General features: G+C 55.5%; 21 protein-coding genes. 7 read left to right on the top strand and 14 right to left on the bottom strand.

What is annotated here, in order from left to right; genetic code table 11:
* Positions 1-39: 39 nt before the first annotated feature.
* Positions 40-597: a DoxX family protein gene (locus ACZ5EH_RS21140; protein WP_464275838.1), complete on the bottom strand. Its 558-nt coding sequence runs from the start codon at positions 595-597 to the stop codon at positions 40-42.
* A gap of 223 nt (positions 598-820) precedes the next feature.
* Between ACZ5EH_RS21140 and ACZ5EH_RS21135 the strand changes: the two genes are divergently transcribed.
* From ACZ5EH_RS21135 to ACZ5EH_RS21115, 5 genes are all read left to right on the top strand, one after another.
* Positions 821-1507: an RNA polymerase sigma factor gene (locus tag ACZ5EH_RS21135; protein WP_464275837.1), complete on the top strand. Its 687-nt coding sequence runs from the start codon at positions 821-823 to the stop codon at positions 1505-1507.
* Positions 1504-2088 (top strand): hypothetical protein, encoded by a 585-nt coding sequence (locus ACZ5EH_RS21130; protein WP_464275836.1) that lies wholly within the window; start codon positions 1504-1506, stop codon positions 2086-2088. The genes ACZ5EH_RS21135 and ACZ5EH_RS21130 overlap by 4 nt, the downstream gene beginning before the upstream one ends.
* 41 nt (positions 2089-2129) lie before the next feature.
* Positions 2130-2627, top strand: a complete 498-nt coding sequence (locus tag ACZ5EH_RS21125) for a hypothetical protein (RefSeq protein ID WP_464275835.1) — start codon at positions 2130-2132, stop codon at positions 2625-2627.
* Positions 2628-2945: 318 nt separating this feature from the next.
* Positions 2946-3533 (top strand): phosphatase PAP2 family protein, encoded by a 588-nt coding sequence (locus ACZ5EH_RS21120; RefSeq protein ID WP_464275834.1) that lies wholly within the window; start codon positions 2946-2948, stop codon positions 3531-3533.
* A gap of 47 nt (positions 3534-3580) precedes the next feature.
* Positions 3581-5221, top strand: a complete 1641-nt coding sequence (locus ACZ5EH_RS21115; protein ID WP_464275833.1) for an ArnT family glycosyltransferase — start codon at positions 3581-3583, stop codon at positions 5219-5221.
* Positions 5222-5299: 78 nt separating this feature from the next.
* On the opposite strand, the gene ACZ5EH_RS21110 is transcribed toward ACZ5EH_RS21115, so the two are convergent.
* From ACZ5EH_RS21110 to ACZ5EH_RS21080, 7 genes are all read right to left on the bottom strand, one after another.
* Positions 5300-6478 carry an NAD(P)H-dependent flavin oxidoreductase gene (locus ACZ5EH_RS21110; RefSeq protein WP_464275832.1) on the bottom strand — a complete coding sequence of 393 codons (1179 nt, stop codon included), beginning with the start codon at positions 6476-6478 and terminating at the stop codon, positions 5300-5302.
* Between the two features lie 467 nt (positions 6479-6945).
* Positions 6946-8310, bottom strand: a complete 1365-nt coding sequence (creD, locus tag ACZ5EH_RS21105) for a cell envelope integrity protein CreD (RefSeq protein WP_464275831.1) — start codon at positions 8308-8310, stop codon at positions 6946-6948.
* Between the two features lie 249 nt (positions 8311-8559).
* On the bottom strand, positions 8560-10206 hold the full coding sequence (gene groL, locus ACZ5EH_RS21100) for a chaperonin GroEL (RefSeq protein WP_464275830.1): 1647 nt from the start codon (positions 10204-10206) through the stop codon (positions 8560-8562).
* Between the two features lie 109 nt (positions 10207-10315).
* Positions 10316-10606: a co-chaperone GroES gene (gene groES / locus ACZ5EH_RS21095; RefSeq protein ID WP_464275829.1), complete on the bottom strand. Its 291-nt coding sequence runs from the start codon at positions 10604-10606 to the stop codon at positions 10316-10318.
* A gap of 388 nt (positions 10607-10994) precedes the next feature.
* Entirely contained in the window at positions 10995-12209 is a 1215-nt protein-coding gene (locus ACZ5EH_RS21090) for a cofactor-independent phosphoglycerate mutase (RefSeq protein ID WP_464275828.1), read from the bottom strand.
* Complete coding sequence (locus ACZ5EH_RS21085; protein WP_464275827.1) at positions 12209-13507, bottom strand: homoserine dehydrogenase; 1299 nt, start codon at positions 13505-13507, stop codon at positions 12209-12211. Before ACZ5EH_RS21085 ends, ACZ5EH_RS21090 begins: the two co-directional genes overlap by 1 nt.
* Positions 13497-14690 carry an aminotransferase class I/II-fold pyridoxal phosphate-dependent enzyme gene (locus ACZ5EH_RS21080; RefSeq protein ID WP_464275826.1) on the bottom strand — a complete coding sequence of 398 codons (1194 nt, stop codon included), beginning with the start codon at positions 14688-14690 and terminating at the stop codon, positions 13497-13499. Before ACZ5EH_RS21080 ends, ACZ5EH_RS21085 begins: the two co-directional genes overlap by 11 nt.
* Before the next feature lie 380 nt (positions 14691-15070).
* Between ACZ5EH_RS21080 and ACZ5EH_RS21075 the strand changes: the two genes are divergently transcribed.
* Entirely contained in the window at positions 15071-15748 is a 678-nt protein-coding gene (locus tag ACZ5EH_RS21075; protein ID WP_464275825.1) for a hypothetical protein, read from the top strand.
* 13 nt (positions 15749-15761) lie between these two features.
* On the opposite strand, the gene ACZ5EH_RS21070 is transcribed toward ACZ5EH_RS21075, so the two are convergent.
* The 6 genes from ACZ5EH_RS21070 to ACZ5EH_RS21045 all read right to left on the bottom strand — a co-directional run bounded on the left by ACZ5EH_RS21070 (position 15762) and on the right by ACZ5EH_RS21045 (position 21676).
* Positions 15762-16646 (bottom strand): amino acid ABC transporter permease, encoded by an 885-nt coding sequence (locus ACZ5EH_RS21070; RefSeq protein ID WP_464275824.1) that lies wholly within the window; start codon positions 16644-16646, stop codon positions 15762-15764.
* Between the two features lie 82 nt (positions 16647-16728).
* Positions 16729-17574 (bottom strand): transporter substrate-binding domain-containing protein, encoded by an 846-nt coding sequence (locus ACZ5EH_RS21065; RefSeq protein ID WP_464275823.1) that lies wholly within the window; start codon positions 17572-17574, stop codon positions 16729-16731.
* A 127-nt stretch (positions 17575-17701) separates the two neighbouring features.
* Positions 17702-18475, bottom strand: coding sequence for an amino acid ABC transporter ATP-binding protein (locus ACZ5EH_RS21060; protein WP_464275822.1), 774 nt, complete (start codon positions 18473-18475; stop codon positions 17702-17704).
* 17 nt (positions 18476-18492) lie between these two features.
* A complete protein-coding gene (locus tag ACZ5EH_RS21055; protein ID WP_464275821.1) occupies positions 18493-19290 on the bottom strand; it encodes an amino acid ABC transporter permease in 798 nt (265 codons plus the stop codon).
* 118 nt (positions 19291-19408) lie between these two features.
* Entirely contained in the window at positions 19409-20608 is a 1200-nt protein-coding gene (locus ACZ5EH_RS21050) for a BaiN/RdsA family NAD(P)/FAD-dependent oxidoreductase (RefSeq protein ID WP_464275820.1), read from the bottom strand.
* 39 nt (positions 20609-20647) lie between these two features.
* Entirely contained in the window at positions 20648-21676 is a 1029-nt protein-coding gene (locus ACZ5EH_RS21045; protein ID WP_464275819.1) for a GlxA family transcriptional regulator, read from the bottom strand.
* Positions 21677-21721: 45 nt separating this feature from the next.
* Between ACZ5EH_RS21045 and ACZ5EH_RS21040 the strand changes: the two genes are divergently transcribed.
* Positions 21722-22297: a cysteine hydrolase family protein gene (locus ACZ5EH_RS21040; RefSeq protein ID WP_464275818.1), complete on the top strand. Its 576-nt coding sequence runs from the start codon at positions 21722-21724 to the stop codon at positions 22295-22297.
* The last annotated feature ends 3 nt before the right edge of the window (positions 22298-22300 follow it).

Genomic DNA, 22300 nt, shown 5'->3' with positions numbered 1-22300 from the left:
CTGCAATAGCCAGGAAAAGTCTGACTGCCTGGTTGTACCTTACCTTGTGCATCGTGCGCCTCCGTTTTCTGCTTGCGAGCGCTTTTTACCGCGGGGAAAAAAACCGAACGGCATGAGCGTCGCGAGTTTTGGTTTATGCCGCCATCGCCACCAATAACAATAGATACAGAGGACAAGCAGACCGGCGTCGCGAAGCAATGCCTGCCCCAAACCATGATAGGCCTCGGCCTCTGGATCTTCAGGACCATAACAACCGCAATCGATATCCAAACCGAGCCGCATGCCGTGCCAAAGCACAAGCATGAATACGACGGTCAGTCCCGTGAGCACCGCGAGCCCCCCTCTTGTGTCAAAGAGAAGAGCAATGGCTGCAAGCACTTCAAGGAGGGGGAGCGCTACGGCAAGCGGGTACAGAGACCAGACGGGAACAAGCCCGTAGCCGCTAATGACCTGTGCAAACGCAGAGGGATCAAACAACTTTATCCCGCCTGCGTATAAAAATACCGCAGCCAATATAAAGCGGGCAATACGATAACACCACCTTGAATCCAGCAAGGCAATGTTTCGCTGTCCATTGGGTTGGTTCGGCTGCAGCATGATTGCCCTCACTGCCAAAGTTGCCCGTGGAGAAAACACTGGTTCCATTGCTCTTATCAGGTGCTAATGGGGCAAACAAATTGAAATTGTAAATACGGAATCGATAAATGGATAGATAAACGTAGGGGAATGTCCTGCTTTGCATAGCAAATCCCGGTGGGATATGTTGGGCAAAAGTTTTAAGGAAAGTTGTCAACCCCCTGCGGGAGATGTCCGTCTACATATGCAAAAGCCGGAGCTCTCCCGGAACAAGCCGTTTTTCCTGGAAGGGGTGGCACGTAAACCGGAGCAAGGCATGCTGCCGAATGGAACACCTCCGCCAGAAGCGGTGACACAACTGGTTTTGCAAGCACAAGCCGGAGAGAGAAGGGCTTTTGAGGAACTCGTGCAGCTGCACCATGAGCGCATCTTCCGTATGGCCTGGTACAGGCTGCGCTCCAAGGCGGATGCAGAAGACGTGGTGCAGGACGTGTTTCTCAAGGCTTTTCGAAAACTTTCAGGACTGGAAAAACCGGAGCGCTTTGGCAGTTGGCTGTCGAGTATTGCTTTCAACGCCATCCGGGATGAAGGACGCAAACGTAAGTTGAGGACGTTGTTCTTTTTGGAGCGCAAAGAAGACGAACCCTCCCCTGGAGAGGAGGGAGGCAAGGGCGAAAAAGACGCCCACGGCACCATGGAGCAGGTGCTGACAAATGATTTCTGGCGGCATGTAGAACGCTTGAGCGAGGTGCTGGGCGCAAGAGAAAAGGAAATTTTCATGCTTCGTTTTTTGGATGGGCTCGAAATCAAAGAGATAGCAGAGACCATAGGCAGAAGCGAAGGCACCGTGAAGACAAGTTTGCACAGAGCTGTGATGAAGTTCAGAAAAGATGGTACATTACGGGACTTTTTGCATGAGAGGGCATTATGAACGCACGCGAGCATATAAGTGAAACCCGGCAGGCGGAACTGGCGGCAGGGCTGGCAGTTCCCACAGCGCAGGAACTGGCGCACCTGGAAGCCTGCCAGACTTGCGCCCGGGAAGTGCAAAGCTTGAAAGAAGACCTGCGCGCTTTTGGCCGCATGGCTCAGGAAAGAGCGCCAGCTTCTTCGGCTACAGTACACCTGCCCGCAGCTTCGCCCGGACGCTTATCTTCCCCTCTCCGGCGACGCGCCAGGCAGGACCCCGTTATCCGGCGGCAGCGCATGTTTGCCGGTTTTGCGCTGGCGGCGGCCGCCGCCGCCTTCATGCTGACCCTGCTTGGGCGGCCTTACGATACCGAACCGCTGCACATGGCCCATAACAAGCCCGTCACCCAACAGCATCTGCAAGCAGGCCTGGACCAGGACGCCCATTTTATTGCTCAGGTGAAGCAACTGGAGCAGAACCCACTGCCGTCCATGGTGACTGACCTCATCGGGGATGTTGATAATAGCTTGGATGATGAGGAGTTCATATTGTTCATGGATTCCGAAGAAGGTGACGTCTACATGAAAGCCGTGACATCCTGATAACCACGGCGCCATACGTTTATAATTATACGGAGACTAAAATGATCTGGAAGAACATTATTTCGCGTGTAGTGATGATGCTTGTATTACTGGCGACCCTTTTCTTGACTGGGGTGGCCCACGCCGCGGGCGGCGGCGATGATGATCCTTTTGGGCGTTGGTGGCAAAAGCCCAGCATTGCCAACAAAATGGACCTGGACGACAATTTGATAGCAAAATTGGATGCTCTTTACCTTGAGCGGAAAAGTCGGCTTATCGACCTTAAAGCCGCCCTGGAAAAGGAAAAACTGAAACTCAAGACAATGCTGGATACGCAGAACCCCACACGCAAAGAAGCCATGGCGCAATTTGAGCTTATAAATGGCCTGCGGAACCAACTTGGCCATGAGCGGTTCACCTATTTTCTGGACGTGCGTGACATGATAGGGCCGGAACGGTTCAAGGTTCTGGCCGAGTGGTACAAAAAACGCCATGATGCCATGCGTGAGGCCTTTCGGAAAAAGGCAAAAGAGTTGGATAGCGATGAAAACTCGCAATAACGGGAAGTAAAGAGGCGGATTGTACTGCGCTTTGCCCTCAATAAAGGGAGATTGTCCGAAGCGACTACGAGAGCCTTGCGCCGCCAGTACAGATGACGTACATCAAAAGCCGCGTGCCTTCAAAACAGGTATGTGGCTTTTTTGTCATATATCTAAAAAGTTATGAAGTTATTCGTGCTTCATGACATTATGCTGTAATCCTGTGGCATATGCCGCCAACGCGCTGTAGCGAGCGCCAGAACTCTGCCCCTATACATACGACACATGACTTTTACAGCCAAAGCATCATATACCGCCCCTTTATTGCCACGAGCAGGGGTGCAGGCTGTAATAGCCGTGCTGCCAACATGCCTGGTTGTGGGGTATTTGTTTATGCTGTCCAGCCAGGTGCCGGACCTGGCGGCGTATTACAAGGCGCAACGCGCCGCTTCTCCTGACCTGGCATTTCTTCTCAAGATGCTGACAAATTGGGGCAACCCGATTTTCTATGTCGTGTATGCCACCATCCTCTTTGTGGGGTGGAAAAAGCAGGATAAAACCAGGGTGCGTTTTGCCCTCACATATCTCATTGTTCAATTGGTAATCAGTTTTGCCCTAGTCAGAATGTTGAAGATAACCCTCGGGTGCCCCCGCCCTGGTGTTGGTGGACCGTGCATTCCATTCAGTTTTGACGGAGGGCACAATGGTTTGCCTTCCGGGCACACAGTGGAGATTACCGGCGCCACGGTGCCCCTTGCCATGCGATGGGGCAAAGTAATTATTTCGTTTGTTTTGGGGTGCTTTATCGCCTTGCTGGCCTTCAGCAGGGTCTACCTTGGGTGGCATTCCCCTGTGGATGTGGCTTTTGGCCTGGCATTTGGTCTGTTTGCCGCCCTTCTTATTCATAGTTATGGACGGTCATCGTGAAGATTGCTGAACGCACTCGCCCTTTTTTGGAGGGCATTTACAGTCTCATGTCCAAACAGCCTCTGCTGTTCCTGGCTGTCATTTTAGCATTGCAGACAGGGTTTTTACTCGAAAGCAGGGCGCTCTGGTTTTCGGATGAGATCCGTTACGCAAACGTGTTCTACAATTTGCTGGACGGAAAGTGGCTTGTACTCTACCTGAACGGGGAATTTTACCCTGACAAGCCCCCCATTTTCTTTTGGATGCTCTGGCTGGTGCGCCAGGCTACCGGGCTGGAAGGCGCGCCACTCTTTTTTATGGGAGCTGCCATCAGTGGCTTTTTCTATCTGGCGGCAACGCTCTGGCTTACACGGTTGCTGGACCTGAGCAAGGAACTGCGTTTCGGTGTGGGCGCCTTGCTGTTGACGACGTTCTACTTTGTAGGGCTGACGCACTATGTCCGTATGGATTTGCTCTTCGCCTCCTTGATCATTGCCAGCGAGGTTTGTTTTTTCAAAGCCTGGAAACGAGAAGTGGCTTTTGGTTGGACAACCGCGGGATTTTTTCTGGCTGCGGTGGCGGTGATCACCAAGGGGCCGTTGGGCATAGTGTTGCCGCTGGTCGGCAGTGTTGCCTATCTCTGGTGGACGCGGAATCTGCGCAGGCTGCGGCGTATTGATGTCTGGCGAGGGGTGCTCGTCGCTCTGGGGCTTTTGCTTCTCTGGGTTGCCGGCACATTGATTATCGAAGGCCGCCCGTATCTTGATAATATCTTGTACGAACAGGTTTACCGGCGTGCGGTGAACACCTGGCATCACGAGCAACCTTTTTATCATTACTTCCTCACGTTTCCGGCGGCTTTTCTCCCCTGGACTCTTGCGCTTCTTGTTCTGCCGTTGCGTCGGTTGTTTTCCCGGGATTTCTGGCAAAGGGTACGCGTCACCCGCGGCTTGCGCGAGGGGGCTGAAGACGGCCTGGTCTATTGCTGGTGCGTGTTCCTGGCCGGTTTCGCTACGCTTTCCGCAGTAAGCATCAAAATCGTGGTGTATTTGTTGCCTCTTTTCGCTCCCTTGGCGGTGATAACAGCGCATTGGCTGTTGCATGTGGCGGAAAAGCAGAGCGCCAGGCTGTTTGGCGGCATTGCCCTTGTTCTGGGACTGTTGGGCGCAGTGCTGCCTTTTGCCAATCTGCTGCACCCGTGGCCGATCACAATCAAAGGGGTAGTTCTTTGCGGCCTTTTGCTGCTGGCGCTGGCTTTTCTATTGTGGCAGGCGGTGCCCCGCACATCGCCAAAGGCCTCGTTGGTCGCACTGGTTATCGCGGTAATCCTTTGGATACAGCCTGTGGGCTTGATTCTTGCTCCTTCGCTGGATGCTATCATGAGCCCCAAAGCCCAGGCAGAGGTGTTAGCTGCTTACGCTGACAAAGGCTACGACGTGATGGCCTACAAGATGTACTCAGGCACCTACACCTACTACGCAGGGCAGAACATCCATGAAATAGCGGACTGGGATGAAATGCTTGCCGAGTTGGGCTCGCACGACAAGGTCGCTCTGGCCATGCGCCGAAAGTATTGGGACCAGTGGGAGAACCGCCCTGCTGATTTGCAAGTGGTGCACGAACAGTGGATTGCTGACCGCCCCTTTGTGGTTATCGTAAAGGGAGGTGCAGCCGATACATCTGGGGGGGCGCCTGACGCCACCGAATGAGCGGCTGGGCAATGGTAAGAAAAAAGGCCTGTGCGGCAAGAGCTGCACAGGCCTTTTGTATTGGCGTAATGAACGAAATCAGCTGTTGATGGCCATGGCTTGCGTGGATTTGAGCTTGTAATGCGGCTTGGAAATATTTTGGGATTCCACATCCTTAGCAGTAAGGTTGACAGCCCTGTTTCCCTTTTCGCACTGCTCGTATTCACGCACGAGGGTGTCCATCAATTCCTGAACGGAGACTATTTCTTTTACTCGATGCACGTTGGCCCCGGCAAAGGCAAGCGCATGGTTCATTTTGCCGTGTCTGGCGTTTATGAGCGCCCGTGCAATGCAGTAGGGACTTTGTTCATGGTCGCACCCTTTGAGGCAATGATAGGGGCAATTCAAGGGGTGACGCTTGCCCTGATCCACAGATTCTATAAAGGCATTACGGAGGGCGCGCCCCGGCATGCCTACCGGGCTTTTAACAATGACCATGTCCTCTTCAGTAGCATCGATATATGCCTGCTTAAAGTCATCAGAGGCGTCGCATTCGTGGGTGGCGACAAAACGTGTGCCCATCTGTACGCCATCGGCGCCCAGCTTGAGCATGGCGTGGATGTCCGCACCGGACCAGATGCCGCCTGCGGCGATGACGGGGATCGGGCGCCCTGCCATTTCCACATAAGGTTTTACAGCTTCAATGACGTCGCACACCAATGTTTCAAGGCGAAAGTTCTGATCTTCGATCTGCTCGGGTTTGAAGCCAAGATGGCCACCGGCCTTTGGACCTTCAACCACAAAAGCGTCTGGCAGGCGCTTGTGCTTGACCTTCCAGTTTTTACAAAGAAAGGCAGCCGCACGCCCGGATGAGACAATGGGGGCGAGTTTGGGGCCGCCCTCTGCAGGCACGTATTTCGGCAGCGCAGTGGGCAGGCCGGCGCCTGAGAAAATGATGTCGGCGCCTTCATCCACGGAAACGGTTACGATTTCCTTGTAATTGGAGATGGCGGTCATGGCGTTGACGCCAATGACGCCGGAAGTTTTCTCTCTGGCCAGGCGAATGTGGCGCGCCATGGCGCGGGTGTTTGCAGCTACGAAGTCGGATTTGAAATCCTGCTCTTCAAAGCCGATGACGGCTGCGGCAATGACGCCGATACCGCCAGCTTCGGCCACTGCAGCAGCAAGGCCGGAAAGTGAAATGCCCACACCCATGCCTCCCTGGATAATGGGAAGTCTGGGTTGAAGCGCACCAATGCGAAGAGCGGGTAAAGTCATTGTGAGGCCCCTCCTTGCTACCTTGGGGTAGAGGGTCTGGATGAGGTTGCTGCCGTCCCGGAATGCAACTGGCAGTGCATGAAGCGGGGGCAGGGTCCGGTGTTGCATCCGGATCCAGTGCAATAAAGTCCTGTCATGTCTGCGAAGGCCGCGTTCCTTCCGTGGTCTCGCTAGGGACCTGATGCAGGTGCATAAATAGCGGATGACACACGCTTTGTCCGCCTTTGTTAGCACCTCCCGGGAAAATACGAGGAGGGGAGTCCATGACTCGGTACGGGCGAACCGCGCTGATCACGCCGAAACAAAGCTTGTTTCGCTGTCAGCGTCTTTAAGGAGCCCGAACCTAAACTATTTACTTCAAAAGAGCAAAATGGTTTTTTGCCACAAGAATGTAGAAAATCCGGCGGTTCCCGAATTACAGGAACCGCCGGTTCATTACAGTTTTGTCAGGAATGCTCTTCAGCCGATCATTTGGCGGGCTTAAGCGGCTCCTCTGAGAATTCAAAATTCTTTTTGCCAAAAGCTCCGTACCAATCGATTTTTCGTGTCAGGAACATGAGCAGTGCAAGAATTAAAAAGATGCCAAAACTTCCGACCAGCAGTGCATAATCCTCCAATTGCAGTAGAATGTAGTAAAAACCATAAAGTATGAAAAGCGTCAGCGCAATGAGCATGCTCCAGCGGTTGCTGCGTAATACAGCCCGTGTATAGCCGGCAATGCTACTGATGACCGCCAGGGACGCAATGGCGTAGGAAACGTCAAAGGTGACGTGTTCTGAAAGAGCAAGCAGCAACAGATAGAAGACAACAAGGGCAAGGCCGACCAGCAGATAGTTTACTGGGTGCAGGGTGCGCCCTGTAAGTATTTCAGTCAGAAAGACGGCGGTGAACGTGAGCAGAATGAACAACAGGGCGTACTTGGTGGTGCGCATGGATTCCTGGTACTGACTCACAGGGAGCAGCAGGTTGACGCCAAAATGGGCGCTTGAAAGGGCCGCGTTGCTGCCGCTCCATTGCTGTGGGTAACTGCGGTTCAGGTGTAACACCTCCCATTGTGCGCTGAAGTCTGCATCAGTAACTTCCCGGGTATCTGGCAGAAATTCGCCGTCAAAGCTGGGGCCGGGCCAGTTGCCCTGCAAGGATACCGTGGTAGTGCGCCCCGCAGGGGTGAACATCAGTCCGCCTGATCCTTTCAGTTCCAGGGGCAGGGAGAATGCAACGTTTGTATCACCTTCCGGCGCCATAACCCGGGCGTTGACCGCGGACCCTATCTCCGCATCGCTTACCGGGCCCGACTCCACGGGAACCTCTTCTCCGCCCCAATCCAGTGCAAGGGCCGAATCTATGCCACGCATGTCGCTCACTCCCAGGGAAAATACCGCCTGATCCCAATGAACCGCCACTACATCTTCGCCCCGGGTTACATCCGCTATGTCCAACTGGCCGAATTCCCCCTGCACATTCAGGGCGGCGGTGTATACAACCGTTTCAAATATGGAGCGGTAGCGGGTCTCCGCCATTATTTTCCCAGTAATATTCAGACTCTTTGGTAAAAAATAGGCGTTTTTCGTCACCATTCGGGAGCGTTCGACAATACTCTTGCCGGATTTCTCTTCTTCGCGGATGGAAACAGTGTAGGGCACTTGGAGAATGGGTCCCATGAGTGTCTGCGAAAATCCCCACTTACTGCTGATTTCGTCCACAACACCCATGCGACGGTACTCGCGTTCGCTGATGATGTTTTCAATGAGTGTCATAGGCACCAGCAGAATCAGTGTGATGCCAAAAACAACTAAAAGTCTGAGACTTGGAGATGAACGAAGAGAAGGCATGCGTGCGCTCCTTGTTGACGGTTGGGAGAGTCGATGCTTGTCTGATTACTGTACAGGGAAAAATGAAACAAGATATCTACTGAAAATGTATTGTAAAATTGGAGACGTGAATTTTTGCTTCAATTTGGGCTTTGCGGTAAGGGCCTTATTTATGCAGTGTTTTTATTTGGCGTACGCATAAAAAAAGCCCGGGCTCCTTGAGGAACCCGGGCCATACAGACATAAGATGCGACTGAAGGGGATGGTGGCTTAGTACATGCCGCCCATGCCGCCCATACCGCCCATGCCACCGCCGGGCATAGGAGGCAGGTCCTTCTTATCTTCAGGCTTTTCAGCGATGGAGCACTCGGTAGTCAGCAGCAGGGAGGCCACGCTGGCAGCGTTCTGCAGAGCGATGCGGGTCACCTTTTTAGGATCGATGACACCAGCAGCGATCAGGTCTTCGTACTCGCCGGTGGAGGCGTTGAAGCCGTAGCCGTCCTTGCCGTCACGGACTTTGCCGAGGACGATGGCGCCTTCGAAACCAGCGTTCTGAGCGATCATGCGCAGGGGCTCTTCAGCGGCACGGCGCACCAGGCTGATGCCGGCCACTTCGTCGTCGTCGCTGCCCTGGACTTTGTCCAGAACGGTAGCGGCGCGCACGAGGGTAACACCGCCGCCAGGCACGATGCCTTCTTCAACGGCAGCGCGGGTAGCGTTCAGAGCATCTTCAACGCGGGCCTTCTTCTCCTTCATCTCAGTCTCGGTGGCAGCACCGACATTGATGACGGCAACGCCGCCCACGATCTTGGCTAAGCGCTCCTGGAGCTTTTCGCGGTCGTAATCGGAAGTGGTTTCTTCGATCTGAGCGCGGATCTGCTTCACACGGGCCTTGATGTCATCGCTGGAGCCGGCGCCGTCAACGATTGTGGTGTTTTCCTTGTCGATGACCACGCGCTTGGCGCTGCCCAGCTCGTTCACGGTCACGCTCTCGAGCTTGATGCCCAGGTCATCGGAAACAGCAGTGCCGCCGGTCAGGATGGCGATATCCTGCAGCATGGCCTTGCGGCGATCACCAAAGCCGGGAGCCTTCACGGCAACAACCTGCAGGGTGCCGCGCAGCTTGTTGACAACCAGGGTAGCCAGGGCTTCGCCTTCGATGTCTTCGGCGATGATCACCAGGGGGCGACCCATCTTGGCAACCTGCTCGAGTACGGGCAGCAGATCCTTCATGGCGGAGATTTTCTTCTCGTTGATCAGGATCAGGGGCTCGTCCATCTCGCAGACCATCTTCTCAGGATCGGTCACGAAATAAGGGGAGAGGTAGCCGCGGTCGAACTGCATGCCTTCAACCACGTCCAGGGTGGTCTCCAGGCCTTTGGCTTCCTCAACGGTGATAACGCCTTCCTTGCCGACCTTGCTCATGGCTTCGGCAATGATGTTACCGATGGTGGCGTCGCTGTTGGCGGAAATGGTGCCAACCTGTGCGATTTCTTTCTGCTCGCGGGTGGGCTTGGCCAAGCTCTGCAGCTCTTCGTTCATGGCTTCAACAGCCTTGTCGATGCCGCGCTTGATGGCCATGGGGTTACGGCCGGCAGCTACGAGCTTTACACCTTCGTTGAAAATGGCCTGGGCAAGGATGGTGGCAGTGGTGGTGCCGTCACCGGCAACATCGGAAGTCTTGGAAGCAACTTCCTTAACCATCTGAGCGCCCATGTTCTCGAACTTGTCTGCGAGCTCGATTTCCTTGGCAACGGTCACGCCGTCCTTGGTGATGATGGGGGAGCCGAAGGACTTCTCGATGACAACGTTGCGACCACGGGGGCCGAGGGTCACTTTCACTGCATTGGCCAGCTTGTCTACGCCCTTTTTCAGGCGCTCGCGGCCTTTGGCGTCAAAAAGAATCTCTTTAGCCATGTTTCATGCTCCTTCTCTGGTCGAGAGGGTTTGTAATAACTTGGTTTTACTCAATACCTGGGGCACAGCTCTGCAGCACGCGCCCCGCGTTTTGCATTTCCTGCTGCGCTTAGCCTTCGATGATGGCCAGGATATCGTCTTCGCGCAGCACCAGGTGCTCGTCGCTGTCGATCTTGATTTCGGTACCGGCGTACTTGGAGTACAGGACCACGTCGCCTTCCTTGACGGTCAGCGGGGTAACGGCGCCCTGTTCGTTGGACTTGCCGGGGCCAACTGCGACAACAGTGCCTTTGATGGGCTTTTCTTTTGCGCTGTCGGGGATGATGATTCCGCCCTTGGTGACTTCCTCTTCTTCGAGCCTCTTCAGCAGAACACGGTCATGCAAAGGTTTCAGTTTCATGGTTCCTCCCATAAGGGTATTTTTTAGAGAGTTGTTAGCACTCGCTCTTGGAGAGTGCTAGCGATGTCGATGCCGGAAATAAACATACCATCAAGCAAATTGCAAGGGGTTTGCTGTAGAAAAAAACAATTTTTTTGGAAAAATTTTGTTGTTTTACAAGAGGTTATCTGTGTCTGGATAGACTAATCCCACCACAGGACGTTGCTGCCGCCCTGCTAAAACCGGAGCACCTAAGCGCTACAAAAATTTGCTGCACTTCATTCATAAGCACCCGTTACGGCTTGGCAAGGGGGAGAAATGAAAAAATGTATCAAGCGACAGAAATGAACGCCCCTTTTTGTTCATGGTAACAAACAAAAAGGGGCGCGTTCTTTTGGCGTTGCAGCGTCTAGTCTTTATTGAAATCAGGTAAAGGCGTTCCAGAAAGCCGCTCCAGCGCCCAGGGCAGCAACTGGTAGCCCTGCTCGATGGAAAGTCCGGTGTCGCCCGCAGCAGCTTCGTCAAGGGATACTGCACCGTTGGGGGTGCTCCCCGGCCAGGCCAGTGCAAAAGGCACGGGTTCTGGCGTATGCGTTCGCTCCACACAAGGGGTGAAATGGTCGCAGGTCACAAGAAAAGCTTCATCCGGCATGGCTTGCAAAAGAGGCGCTACGATGCGCGCATCAAAGCGCTCAACCGCCTCGCGCTTTTGGGAGGGATCCCCACCGTGGCCACATTCATCCGGAGCTTCGACGTGGACGAACACAAAGTCCCCATGCTCGAGAAAACTGAGCGCCGCTTCCACCTTGCCTTCGTAATTGGTATCCAACAGCCCGGTTGCTCCAGGGACGTCGAGCACCTCCATGCCGGCTGCGCGCCCCAATCCTTTTACCAGGTCGACAGCTGAGACCACTGCGCCCTTGCGGTCGAACGTTTCCAGAAAATTCGGCAAAAGCAGAGGGCGCCCCTGGCCCCAGGGCCAAAGGGCATTTGCGCGGGTGTTGTTGCCGGGCATGGCCAGCTGCTGGGCAGCAGCGCGGAGAAACAGGCTCAGACTTGCGCTTTGGGCATAGCGTTCAAGGTCTGCCGCTATGGGCTGGTCAAGAATATCATGGGGGGGAGAAATTTCGAGCTCGGCTTCTGGCTGCAAGGCCCCGCCGCGCTGCACCAGCAAATGCCGGTATTGCACGCCGGGCACCAGTTCGTAAGGCTCCGTACCAATCTTCTCCCGCAGCATCCGGACCAGTTCATGGGCTGTTTCGGTATCCACGTGTCCGGCGCTGTAATCGAGCATGGCGCCTTTTTCGTCGTACTGGCTCACCGATACCAAGTTGCATCGCCAGACAAGGTCATCCTTGTCGAGCTGCAGCCCTTGCGCTGCGGCTTCGATCGGGCCGCGCCCCGTGTGGTATGCAACAGGGTCGAACCCCATGAGGGACATGTTGGCCACGTCTGAGCCCGGTGGCCACGAGTAGGGCACCGTGCGGCACAAACCCGTGAGTCCCCTGGCGGCAATGGAGTCCATGGCTGGAGTGTTGGCGGCCTGTAAAATGGTCTTGTTGCCGTATTCGGGGATGGGGTAGTCCCCCATACCGTCGCCGACGAGGTAGAGCAGTTTGGTCATCAAAGAATCCGGTAGTGCATGATGGGCGCCGTGGGCAGCCCGGATTCGCGGATATCCCGCATTGCCGCGTGCACGTTGCGCGCGCTTGCCTTGTGGGTCAAAAAGACAATGGGGACGCCTTGCCCTTTGTCTTTGCCCTTTTGCACCACCTGGTACAGGGAGATTTCATATTTGGCCATGATACCGCCCAGGTCCCGCAACATGCCGGGGCTGTCCTGCACATGAACGCGCAGATAATGGCGGGACACGGCGTCCTCCAGGTCAAGGATGTCGGCCACCGGCAGGGGCTGCTTGAAAAATCCCAGGTTGTTTACGCATTTGCAGCGTGCGATATTGGAAACATCAGCCAGCACCGCGCTGGCGGTCGCCAGATCACCCGCACCGTGCCCGTAAAGCATAACAGGGCCGGCATTGCCGTCGATACGGACGGCATTGAAAGCGCCCTGCACCGAAGCCAAAAGGTAGTCGTCAGGGATCAGGCAGGGAAAGACCCCCGCCTCGATGCGGCCTTCCACTTCCTGGGCCTGGGCAATGAGCTTGATCTGGTAGCCAAACTCACGGGCGTAAGCGATGTCCATCGGCGTTACGACGCGGATGCCCACAACCGGAAGCTCTTCGTAGGGGTACCTGCGGCCAAAAGCCAGCTGGATGAGCAACGCCAGCTTGTGCGCAGCATCATGCCCCTCCACATCCAGGGTCGGGTCGGCTTCGGCATAGCCTTTTTCCTGCGCCAGCTTCAGGGCGTGGTCAAAGTCCATGCCCAGGGTGGACATCTGTGTCAGGATGAAGTTCGCCGTCCCGTTCAGAATGCCCATCACTTTGAAGATGCGGTTGGCGGCAAGTCCTTCCTTGATGGTCTGCAGGGTGGGAATACCACCGGCTACGCTGGCCTCAAAACCGACATGCAGTCCTTTCTCCGCTGCAAGGGGGAATATTTCGTCCCCATGTTCAGCCAGCAGCGCCTTGTTGGCAGTGACCACATGCTTACCCTTTTGCAAGGCGCCGATTATGAAATCTTTGGCTTTTGTGGTGCCGCCGATAAGCTCCAGAAAAACATCCACGTCAGGGTCGTCCAGCATTTTCATGGCGTCGTCATAATAACGCGCACCCATGGCCTTGACTTCCTCAACGCGATCCGGCGTTCGCTTGGCAGCGGCCACAAGGACAATATCGCGCCCCGTGCGGGAGCGGATAAGGCCCGCGTTCTCCCGCAACAGTTGCAAAACGCCGCCACCGACAGTGCCGATGCCGGCCAATCCCAGTCGGAGGGGCGCGTTTTGCGAAATGCTATGTTCCACAACCGCCTCCGGAGAGAACTTTTTTAATGCCACGCACGGCCTGGTTTGTACGGTGCGTATTTTCGATCAAGGCAAAACGGACGTGGTCGTCGCCGTAATGGCCGAACCCGAGGCCGGGAGAGACCGCCACGTGCCCTTCTGTGAGGAGCAGCTTGGAAAACTCAACAGACCCCATGTGTTTGAATTCGTCTGGAATTTCCGCCCAGACAAACATGGTGGCCTTTGGTGGCGGTACATTCCAGCCGGAGCGGCAAAGTCCCTCGATGAGAGCATCGCGCCGTTGGCGGTAGGTGTCCACTATTTCGCTTACGCAGTCCTGCGGGCCGTTCAGGGCAACAATGGACGCGATCTGGATCGGCTGGAAAATACCATAGTCCAGGTAGCTTTTTATGCGGGTAAGGGCGTGCACCATTTCCCGGTTGCCGCAGCAGAACCCCATGCGCCATCCGGCCATGGAGTAGCTTTTGGACAGGGAAAAGAATTCAACACCAACATCCTTGGCGCCTTTGGCCTGCAGAAAACTCGGTGGCTCGTACCCGTCAAAGGCCAGGTCCGCATAGGCAAAGTCGTGGATGACGTACATATTGTGCTCTTTGGCGAAATCCACGATGCGCTGGAAAAACTCAAGGTCCACGACTTCCGTCGTTGGGTTGTGCGGATAGGATATTATCAGCAGCTTGGGTTGCGGCCAGGTTTGCTTGGTCGCTATGAGCAGGTCCTGAAAAAAGTCCCGCCCTTTGCCGATGGGAATACGCCGCACGTCTGCACCGGAAATGATCGAAGCGTAAGGATGAATAGGGTATGCGGGGTCGGACGCGAAAACTACGTCGCCAGGCGAAAGCATGACCATCGCCAGGTGGGATAAGCCCTCTTTGGCGCCCATGGTGACGATCGCCTCGGTTTCAGGATCAAGGGATACGTCGAAACGACGGTAATACCAGTCGCAGATGGCCTTGCGCAGGTTGGGAATACCCCTGGATACCGAATAGCGATGGTTCTGCGGCTTTTGCGCCGCTTCGGTGAGCTTATCAACAATATGCTGCGGGGTGGCCAGATCGGGATTGCCCATCCCCAGGTCCACGATATCAATGTTCTGGCGCCGCAGTTTCATTTTCAGGTCGTTGACCGTAGCGAATACATACGGCGGCAAGCGCCTCAGTCTCGCGAAATGCTCCTCGCTCATGCCCTTCTCGCTCCTTCGGGAATGTTGAACGTCACTTGTTATGTGTTGAATAAGGGTTGTCGGATACTACTGTCGGGTGGGCAGGCTGTCAAAGACTTTGCTCCCCTTGCTTTCATGGGAGGTATGAAAGAATTCTACAAAATGTCACCCAAGTGCGTTTTCTTTTTGGAACGTGGACATGGCCCCCCGCATTTGCTAGATATATGTGTGAATACGAACACCAGCAGAAAGGGACAAATGAGGCTGCGGGAGTAGATTTTGAGAGGTATTTTCGACCGTGGCTGCAAGCTTGGGGAAGCTTATTTTGTTCCTCTTGTTCTTCTTTGCAGTAAAATGGTAAATTTTTTGAGTAGTCATTACCTCTCGGGGGGATTTCTGTCGTGCCTAGAAGAAGTCAGAGCAAAGCGTCGCAAGTACAAAATCATGTCGAAGGTCCTGGCCTGCAGCGAGCCAGGAAGTCCACACGTCAGGCCAAGGGGCAAACGTCTGCGCCTGACGCACCGGAGTTGGTGGAGGACAGCGCCCTGCAAGGGGAAGAGGATGATCTGCTTCCTTCCCGCAAGGGGCTGCTGCAAAGCGCCGGGATAGTCTTCATCATCATAACGCATGTGCTTGCCTTCATGGCTGGCTACTATCTGCCGCCGCCCCAACGCGGCGCGAGCGCCGACGCTGTTTCCCAAAAGGAGAGCCAGGGCCTGTCCCTGCCGCAAGCCGTGCACAATATGGGAGAGGTTGCCGTCAGCTATCTGGACGCGCGGCAGGCCAAGGAGATGCTCGCGCTGATGGCACGGCAGCCGGGGCGCAAAATTTACGAGCTGCGGTTTTCCCGTGCAGGAAGAAGGGTTACGGTCACGGCTGACCTGGCGAACCAGATGCTCACCCGTACCAGGGTGCTGCCGGATGGATCGGGCAACACCACTTTTTGGGAAGGCGATATCCTCGAACGTCTGCAAGATGCTGCTGCAAACGGCAGTTTTGATTTTGCGGAAGGAGAGCGCCCCTCTGGAAAAACCACCCAGTTTGCAGCTGGTTTCGTGCCAGGGGGAGGCAAAAACTGATTTTTCGGGGAACTCAATCTTCGCTGCGGCGCAGGTAGACTTCCAACCTTCTGGCGGCCAGGGAGCATGTCAAGGTCATCATCAGGTACAAGACCGCGACAGTGGTCCATATTTCAAACGTCAGATAGGTGGAGGCCATGATTTCCAGCCCTTGGAATGTGAGTTCCTGCACCGAGATTACGGCCACTATGGACGAGTCTTTGATGGTGGCGATGAATTGCCCGGCAAGGGGGGGCATGATGCGCTGCGCTGTGAGCGGCAGAATGACGTGGCGCATGGTCTGGTAAGGACTCAGCCCCAGCGCATAGGCCGCCTCCCACTGTCCTTCTGCTATTGACTGAATGCCCGAGCGTACGATTTCCGTAATGTAGGCGCCCTCGTATACCGCCATGGTCAACACGGCGGCAACAAATGAAGGGAACAGTCTGGGTGGGGCTGCAAACCAGGCCATGGCGGTCTGCCACCCCTCTGGCAGGCCGCGAACGGCGGATTGCAGGTCCAGTGCCGCCATGAGCTGATCGCTTAGAAAAAAATAGAAAATAAAGACGAGTACAAGTGGGGGCAGGTTGCGCACCGTGTTGACGTAGGCGCCGCCAATCAGCCGCGGAAAAAGGGGCCGGGCCGTGCGGCAGATGCCCATGATAAGCCCCGCGCAGGTCGCAAGGATTGTGGCCCAGATACTCAGCTTGATGGTGGTGAAGAGTCCCTGCAACAAGAGGTTGGGCTTCCACGCGCCTGTTTCCGGATCCTGACGCAGGATGAAGTTTCCCAATGCCTGCCAGTTCCACTCGTAATCAAGGCCGGCAAAAAGACGATAGCCGAAAAAGATTGCGCCGCTGGCGAGCAGCAGCAGAAGGACGGCGTCGAGCCGAGTAAAACGCAATGTCTTCTGGGTCATGGATGCTGTATCATGAAATGTACTATGAAAAGCGGTGCGGGCTTCTACCCCCGCACCGCAAGATAATCATTGGCAATGGCCGCTATTGCAGCCTGCTTTCCCAGTCAAGGCTTTCGAACCAGTATTGGTAGCGTTCCTTGATCCATCCTTCGAGTTCCACGGAAAGAATCCAGTTGTCGAAGTAGTTCAGGGTGTCGATGTCACCCTTGCGTACCGCAAAGCCATTGGGCTCCTTGGTGAAGTTTTCTTCCAAGGGCAGGAAGAGTTTGTCGGGATTCTTCAACGCCTGGGTGGCGGGCAATGGTGCCATGCTTACAAAGGCGTGGGCGCGGCCATTGAGAAGTTCTTGCAGCGCCTGTGCTTCTTCGTCAAAAAGCCTGATCTCCGCCTTGGGCAGGTATTTCTTGGCAGCCTTGGCCGCGGTGGTGCCCAGGCGGGCCACTATCACCACGTCAGACTTGTTGAAATCCTGCAACCCAGAGAAACCTTTGGCGAGTTCCTTGTTGGCAACCATGCTCAGCCCGGAATAATAATAAGGGCGCGTAAAGTTGACCTTGGTGTTGCGTTCGGGCGTAATGGTCATGCCGCCGATGATGACGTCGAACTTGCCCGTCAGCAGAGCGGGGATGATGCCGCTCCATTTGGTGGGCACAAATTCTACTTCAACGCCCATGTCCTTTGCCAGGCGAGTTGCGACATCGATTTCAAAACCAATGAAGTCGCCGTTTTTGTCCTTCATTGCCCAAGGAACAAAGGTGGAGAATCCCACCCGTAGGACGCCGCGTTTGAGTACCTGCTCAATGGTGCTTTCCTGAGCGAGTTGCTGGCGAATGTCCTCCGCTTTTGCCTGGCTCGGGGTCAGCAACCAGCCTACAAGGGCAAAGCAGGCAAGTAAGGCGAGCACTGTTGTTCCGGTTTTGCTGAACATGTATCCTCCTTTGGTGTTATGCGGTGTATGACCGCTTCGATATAGTCGGGCCGTGTGACACGGCGCAGCTAGTATAACCGTACGCAGATTTTGCCGCCAACGGAAGAGGGAAGAAGGAAAAAGGTTATTACAATATCTGGCTCAAAAACAACCTTGTCCTATCCTCTTTAGGTCGCTCGAAAAAATGCTCTACAGTTCCCTCTTCCACCAGACGTCCATGCTCCATGAATACGATGCGGTCCCCCGCCTCGCGGGCAAAGCCCATTTCATGGGTGACGACAACCATGGTCATGCCTTCTGCTGCCAGGCTTTTCATTACGTCCAGCACTTCCCCAATCATCTCAGGGTCCAGAGCGCTTGTGGCTTCGTCGAAAAGCATGATCTTGGGCCGCAAGGCCAGGGCGCGGGCTATTGCCACACGCTGTTGCTGGCCGCCGGAAAGGTGGTTCGGGAAAGTGTGCATCTTGTCTGCCATGCCAACCTTTTCCAAAAGCGCCTGGGTTGTTTCTTCGGCTTCAGCCTTTGATTTGCGGCGAACCAGACGTTGGGCCAGGTTGATGTTTTCACATACGGTCAAATGTGGGAAAAGATTGAAACTCTGGAATACCATCCCCACTTCCGTGCGGATGGCCAATCGGTTTTTCTTGTTATTGTTCAGGGGGATGTCGTCAATGACGATACTGCCTGAGTCGATGTGTTCGAGCCCGTTGAGACATCGTAAAAAAGTGGATTTTCCCGAGCCCGAAGGGCCGATAATGACGACCACTTCGCTACGGCATACATCCAGGGTGAAATCGTCAATGGCCAGCACGTCACCAGGAAAGGTCTTGGTCACGTTGCGCGCCTTGATGACAGGCGCGGCAGTCGGGTCAGTTTCTTTTGCGCAGTTCAGTTTGCTCATGAATAGGTCCGGATGACTCAGCGCCCTGACTGGAGCCGGCGCTCCAGCAGTTGCGAGGCGGTTGACAGCACTAGGGTGACGCAGAGGTATATGGCAGCCACCGTGAACCACATTTCAAAGGTAAGAAAAGTATCGGCAATGATTACCTGCCCCTGCATGGTCAGCTCTGCAATGGATATGGTGCTGACGAGGGCCGAGTCCTTGACCAGGTTTACGGCAATGCCCGTTAACGGGGGCAATACCTGGCGCAAGGCCTGGGGCAGAATGACGTGGCGGTATGTTTGTGGTGTGGAGAGCCCAAGACTGTACGCCGCCTCCCATTGCCCCTTGGCGATGGCTATGATGCCGGAGCGGATGATTTCAGAGGCGTACGCGCCTTCAAAAAGGCTCAGGGCCAGCACGGCAGATGTAAAGCGGCCCATATCAATGACAGGGGAAAGCACAAAATAGATGAAGAAGATTTGCACCAACAGGGGCGTGTTTCGGACGGTTTCCAGGTAACCGCGGGCAAGCAGGCGCCCTACATAGGAGTTTGAGAGGCGCAGCATTGCGGCTGTGAGCCCAAAGATAAAGGCCAGGCCAAAGCTTGCGCCGGTGAGTTTGAAGGTCATCCAGAGGCCTTCGAGCAGGGGCGCTCGCCACCAGTCACCACTGGGCGAGGAAAACAGGTATCTGGGCACACGGTACCATTGCCAGTGGTACCCCTGGCTTTCTGCGCCATGCACCACCAGCCAGATCAGCCCGACACAAAGAGCGCCGAAAAGAGTTATGTCCCGGATTTTGGCGGTTTTCGACTGCGGACGGGAACGCATCATCTCCCCTGGAAATGAGGATGTTTATCTAAAATTGTAAAAACCGGAGCACCAGACAGACAATATCTGTATAGCATCCGGCGGGCGATGACAATTGAATGATTAAATAATTACCGTGCCCCTAGGGTCTGGGGACTATAGATTGCGCTGCCGCGCTGGCCGAAGCCCAAGCCCAATGCAGGTTGAAGCCACCCAGGCGGCCCGTGACGTCCAGCAGTTCGCCAATGATGTAGAGGCCAGGTACGGATTGGGCTTCCATGGTCTTTGAGGACATCTGTGCGGTATCCACCCCGCCGAGTGTTACCTCGGCCTTGTCGTATCCCGCCCGGGAGGCAGGGGTGAAGGCGAAATCGTGAATCAGACTTTCCAGCGCGCTCCAGTTCTTCTTGGACAGCGTGGCCACCTGGCCTGCGAGGCCGGCTTTCTGGCAGAGTTCCTTGGCCAGGCGGGTGGGCAACAGCCGGGCCAGGGCATTTTCCAGCTGCATACGTGGATTTTCTTCCAATTGGGACTGCACATCTGTTCCAGGCAGAAAATCCAGGCGCAATGTGTGCCCCTTTTCCCACCAGAGTGAGGCATCCAGTACGGCCGGGCCCGATATGCCGCGGTGGGTTATAAGCAGATCATCCACTATCTGGGGCGCGCCCTCCAGAGTTATGCTTCCAGGCAGTGAAACGCCGGCCAACGTAGCGCAGAACTTTTGCAGCTCTTGCGCTGCCGTCAGTGACGTCAGGGCAGGGCGCTGGGGGCGGAGCTTCAGACCAAAACCTTTGGCCAGTTCATAACCCTGAGCGCTGGCGCCCAACTGTGGCCAGGAGCGTCCACCAAGGGCCAACACCAGGCGAGGCGCGTCAAAACGCTCCCAGTCGGCTTCCACTACAAAGCCGTCTCCCTCTTTACTGGCGCTCTGGATAGGTGCGCCCGTCACAATCCGTGCGCCGGCCTGGGTGGCGGCAGTGAGCAGCGCCTCCGCCAGTGCCTTGCCCCCGCCTTTTTTCTCACTGCAAAAAACTTTTCCCGCGTCTTCTTCCACGGGGGAAAGACCCAGTTCGTACAGTATGCCCATGGCGTCCCATGGCGTGAAGCGCGCAAGGGCGGAGCGCACAAAATGGGGGTTGGCGCTTACGTACATTGCAGCGGCTGCGTTCATATTGGTGGCGTTGCAACGCCCCCCGCCTGCAGCGCGGACTTTGGCCGCCGGCTTTTCGGCATGGTCCAGACAGCAGACCCGCAGCCCTTTTTGCGCGCATTGCATGGCGCAAAACAGGCCGGAAGCGCCAGCTCCCAAAACAAGAACGTCAAAGTCATGTGTATAGCTCATGGACTGGTTGTGTATGGCGCGTGCCGCGCTGTCAATAAATTATGAAGCAGACTCGTTTACCGGTATGCCGAACCGGCTGCGGTATTCACCTGGGGCCAGGCCGGTCAGCGACTTGAAAATGCGATGAAAGGCAGGTGTGTCGTCATACCCTATGGTGTTCGCAACCTGACCAATGGAAAGCGTGCTCGATGCCAGCAGTTGCTTGGCGTGCTCCACGCGAACATCCTGCAGGTAGCGTGAAGGCGTGCGCCCAAGGGCTTTTTTGAATCGGCGCAAAAGCGTTCGCTCCCCCAGGTGGACGGCAGCGGCCAGCTCGCCAAAACGCAGAGGGCGTGTGTGGTGCTCCTCCAGCCATTGCAGCGCTTGATCCACCACGGGGTCGCCATGCCTTTGGGTGTTGGGGGCGCCGAGCAGGTCCTTGTAAGGTGTTTGCCAGACTCGCCCCGGGTCCAAAAGCAGGGTGCGGGCGCAAGTTGCGGCTGTCTCCCTGGATGCAAAGCGCGCCACCAGGTGCAGGGCCAGGTCAAAGTAGGCGGTGAGACCGCCGGCGCAGGCATAATCGCCCCCGTCCAGCAACATGTGTTCCGGCTCCAGCAAGACAGCGGGGTACTGTTTTCGAAATGTTTCCACCAGCCCCCAATGTGTTGTGGCGGGGCGTTGGTCCAATATGCCGGCTGCAGCCAGAAAAAAGACTCCGGCACAAGCGGCGCAGGCCACGCTTCCGCATTCATGCATGTCAGCCACCCAGGCGACAAGGTCTTCAGGAGGTGCAGTCATGCCAAAAGCAGGGGGAATATAGATAACACTCCAACCACAAGACGGGGGGTGATCGATGCTGCTCTCCACCTGCAATAAGGGGCCGGAAAAAGGGCGGACCGGCGCAGCGCCACGGCTTACCGTTACAGGCGCAAACAATGCCTGCTGCGAGGTGTGATTTGCCACGGCCAGAACGTCCATGAATCCACTGACGCTGGAGGCAACGCAGCCGTCATAGGCCAGGATGGCAATGTGTAACGAAGGAATTGTCATTTTCAGCAATATATTTGTCAAATCAGACAATAGTGTCAAGCTGATCTGCTAGTTACTGTGGGGCAAACAAAAAGGAGATACGCCATGGAGAATACGGCAGTGGAGAAAACGGCACTGGTGGTTATCGACATACAGAACGATTATTTTTCGGGGGGGCGGTTCCCCTTGCCAGAGGCGGCAGTAGCCGCTGCGGTGGCGGCAAGGGTGTTGCGGATGTTTCGAGAGGGGAAGCGCCCCATAGTGCATATCCAGCATGAAGCCGCCAATCCGGAACTCGGCTTCTTTTTACCGGGCAGCGAGGGCATGGCCATTCAGACTCTGGCTGCCCCACAACTGGGAGAGCCCCTGGTCATTAAGCACAGGGCCAACGCATTTCACGAAACTGGGTTGGAAAAGGAGCTGCAAACAATCGGGGCTGAGAACTTGGTTGTGTGCGGCATGATGAGCAACAACTGTGTGGACGCCACGGTGCGGGTAGCCATGGATAAAGGATACGGCTGCACCGTGGTGCATGACGCATGTGCAGCGGCTGCCCTTGCTCTGGAAGAGGAGAAGGTCTCTGCGCGCCTAGTTCACGTAGCCTTTATGGGAGCGCTTGGCTTGGCTGGAGCCAGGGTGGTTTCGTTTGCGATGCTGCAGGCGGCAATGGAAAGCAAGTAGCGC

This window comes from Desulfovibrio biadhensis, from assembly GCF_055388615.1.
Note: the sequence above shows the minus strand (reverse complement) of the source record. Positions and strands in the feature narration are given on the sequence as shown.

Coding starts and splice junctions, on each gene's coding strand:
- ACZ5EH_RS21050 (WP_464275820.1), bottom strand. CDS start 20,608: ATGAGCTATACACATGACTTTGACGTTCTTGTTTTGGGAGCTGGCGCT.
- ACZ5EH_RS21130 (WP_464275836.1), top strand. CDS start 1,504: ATGAACGCACGCGAGCATATAAGTGAAACCCGGCAGGCGGAACTGGCG.
- ACZ5EH_RS21115 (WP_464275833.1), top strand. CDS start 3,581: ATGTCCAAACAGCCTCTGCTGTTCCTGGCTGTCATTTTAGCATTGCAG.
- ACZ5EH_RS21065 (WP_464275823.1), bottom strand. CDS start 17,574: ATGTTCAGCAAAACCGGAACAACAGTGCTCGCCTTACTTGCCTGCTTT.
- ACZ5EH_RS21040 (WP_464275818.1), top strand. CDS start 21,722: ATGGAGAATACGGCAGTGGAGAAAACGGCACTGGTGGTTATCGACATA.
- ACZ5EH_RS21060 (WP_464275822.1), bottom strand. CDS start 18,475: ATGAGCAAACTGAACTGCGCAAAAGAAACTGACCCGACTGCCGCGCCT.
- ACZ5EH_RS21070 (WP_464275824.1), bottom strand. CDS start 16,646: ATGACCCAGAAGACATTGCGTTTTACTCGGCTCGACGCCGTCCTTCTG.
- creD (WP_464275831.1), bottom strand. CDS start 8,310: ATGCCTTCTCTTCGTTCATCTCCAAGTCTCAGACTTTTAGTTGTTTTT.
- groES (WP_464275829.1), bottom strand. CDS start 10,606: ATGAAACTGAAACCTTTGCATGACCGTGTTCTGCTGAAGAGGCTCGAA.
- ACZ5EH_RS21080 (WP_464275826.1), bottom strand. CDS start 14,690: ATGAGCGAGGAGCATTTCGCGAGACTGAGGCGCTTGCCGCCGTATGTA.
- ACZ5EH_RS21090 (WP_464275828.1), bottom strand. CDS start 12,209: ATGACCAAACTGCTCTACCTCGTCGGCGACGGTATGGGGGACTACCCC.
- ACZ5EH_RS21110 (WP_464275832.1), bottom strand. CDS start 6,478: ATGACTTTACCCGCTCTTCGCATTGGTGCGCTTCAACCCAGACTTCCC.
- ACZ5EH_RS21125 (WP_464275835.1), top strand. CDS start 2,130: ATGATCTGGAAGAACATTATTTCGCGTGTAGTGATGATGCTTGTATTA.
- groL (WP_464275830.1), bottom strand. CDS start 10,206: ATGGCTAAAGAGATTCTTTTTGACGCCAAAGGCCGCGAGCGCCTGAAA.
- ACZ5EH_RS21055 (WP_464275821.1), bottom strand. CDS start 19,290: ATGATGCGTTCCCGTCCGCAGTCGAAAACCGCCAAAATCCGGGACATA.
- ACZ5EH_RS21135 (WP_464275837.1), top strand. CDS start 821: ATGCAAAAGCCGGAGCTCTCCCGGAACAAGCCGTTTTTCCTGGAAGGG.
- ACZ5EH_RS21140 (WP_464275838.1), bottom strand. CDS start 597: ATGCTGCAGCCGAACCAACCCAATGGACAGCGAAACATTGCCTTGCTG.